Source organism: Streptomyces sp. H27-C3 (genome assembly GCF_030063415.1).
GTDB lineage: Bacteria > Actinomycetota > Actinomycetes > Streptomycetales > Streptomycetaceae > Streptomyces.
On the sequence record NZ_JASITA010000055.1, the window covers coordinates 1 to 1,864 of the forward strand.

The 1,864-nt window shown below is 70.0% G+C and carries 3 protein-coding genes; 1 reads left to right on the forward strand and 2 read right to left on the reverse strand.

Annotated features, from left to right (window positions below; genetic code table 11):
• The first annotated feature begins 215 nt into the window (after nucleotides 1–215).
• Nucleotides 216–539 (forward strand): nuclear transport factor 2 family protein, encoded by a 324-nt coding sequence (locus QMK30_RS34515; RefSeq protein WP_283522292.1) that lies wholly within the window; start codon nucleotides 216–218, stop codon nucleotides 537–539.
• Between the two features lie 166 nt (nucleotides 540–705).
• On the opposite strand, the gene QMK30_RS34520 is transcribed toward QMK30_RS34515, so the two are convergent.
• Entirely contained in the window at nucleotides 706–1,155 is a 450-nt protein-coding gene (locus QMK30_RS34520; RefSeq protein ID WP_283522293.1) for a lamin tail domain-containing protein, read from the reverse strand.
• A 75-nt stretch (nucleotides 1,156–1,230) separates the two neighbouring features.
• Nucleotides 1,231–1,864: PhzF family phenazine biosynthesis protein (locus QMK30_RS34525; RefSeq protein ID WP_283522294.1), on the reverse strand; the 634-nt coding region annotated here is incomplete at its 5' end.

Consider the following 1,864-nt stretch of genomic DNA (forward strand, 5'->3'; position numbering starts at 1 on the left):
TACATCCGCACCGCACGCTCACGCAACTCCAGCGAGTACTTTCTGGGGGCAGCCATGGCCGATGTTCCTCTCATGAGAACCATCTGACCCTCTGTCACCATCTTCCGCATCTCGGGGGAACCTCAGGTTCGTCGTTCGGGGTGCGGGCACACGAGGGGCGGGGCAGGGTAGGAGTCCCTGGGACATCGGGGACGTACTTGAGGAGAGAGAGTGCTGTGACCGTTTCCGCCCAACAGCTTGCCGAACCGGCCGTGCGCGCGTTCGTCACCGCGGTGAACGCCAATGACCGGGACGCGTTCCAGCAGGCACTGGCGCCCGGCGCGACCATGTCTGACGACGGGACCGAGCGGGACCTCGCCGACTGGACCGAGCGGGAGATCTTTGCGTCGAGCGGGTACATGGAGGTCGAGTCGCAGAAGGCGAGCGGGCTGTCCCTGGTGGTGCGCTACCGCAACGAGGCGTGGGGCGAGATGCGCACCGCCTGGGTGTTCATCGTGGAGAACGGGAAGATCGCCCGCTTCGAGACGGGGCAGGCCTGACGGCGTATCACAGGCCCCCGGAGCCTTGGTCCCGAGACCCGGGCTCCCGAGACCCGGGCTCCCGAGACCCGGGCTCCCGAGACCCGGGCTCCCGAGAACTCTGCTCCCGGGAGCCCGGTGACCGGGGGCCCGCTCATCGCCGAGCGCGTCCCCGGTCGTTCGTCCGTCAGTGGCAGATCTTGGTGCCGCGGTCGCGGGTCGTCCAGGCGCACGAGTCGAGCTGCGCGCCGCTCGGCTTGAGCAGGCGGGCCTTGTCGCTGGTGTTGTTCCAGACGTACCCGGTGCGGTTCCAGTAACGGTTGGCCGCGGTGTCCGTGGCCTTGCCCGTGCGTACGCGCACGATATTTCCGGCGCCGAGCTTGTACGTACCGAAGGTGTACGTGTAGCCGGTGTTGTCCTTGAGCTTGTAGCCCTTGAGCTGGATCGCCGAACGGGTGCTGTTGTGGACCTCGACCCACTCGGCGTTCAGCGAGGCGTTGCTGCCGCGGTCGGTGCCCGGGCTGTCGTACTGGATCTTGCCGAGGTGCAGGCCGCCCTGGTGCGGGGCCGCCTGGGCGGGGGTGGCGACGAGCAAGGAGCTTGCCAGGACGGCGAGGGCGGCAACATGTATGCGCAAGGTGCACTCCGTGTGTCTGAATCGTGAAGAGGACTGGAGCGTAGCGGCGCGCACCTGCGGAGGGACCCAGTCCGGTCAGGCCGACCTGTCCGGGATGCGGGCGCCCGTTCCGCCTACCCGGATCCGACGGTCACCCGCGCGGAGTTCGACCGTCAGCACCCCCGGTCGGCCCATGTCCTCACCCTGATGGAGTGTTAGTACCGCGTCGTCCGGTACGGACCCCAGCTCCCGCAGGTATGCCCCGAAGGCGGCCCCGGCTGCGCCCGTCGCCGGGTCCTCGACGACACCGCCCACCGGAAAGGGGTCACGGACGTGGAAGGTCGTCGCGTCCGCGCGCCAGGCCAGCTGAAGTGTCGTCAGGTCGAGGCGGTGCATCAGCGCCGCCAGCCGCTCGAAGTCGTACGACAGATCCGCGAGCCGCTCCCGGGTGCCGGCCGCGAGGATCAGATGGCGGGCACCCGCGTAGGCGATGCGGGGCGGGAGCGCCGGGTCGAGATCACCGGCCGGCCAGTCCAGCGCGGCCAGCGCCTCAGCGAGATCCACCTCGGCAATTTCGTCGACGCGCGGCTCGACGCTGGTGAGCGTCGCCCGGTACACGCCGTCGTCGGTCACGGTCACCCTCGTGGGGACGGTGCCCGACGCGGTCTCGAAGACCAGGTCCCCCGGCCGGGCGGCGCCCCCCCCCCCCCCCCCCCCGCCCCCCCCCCCC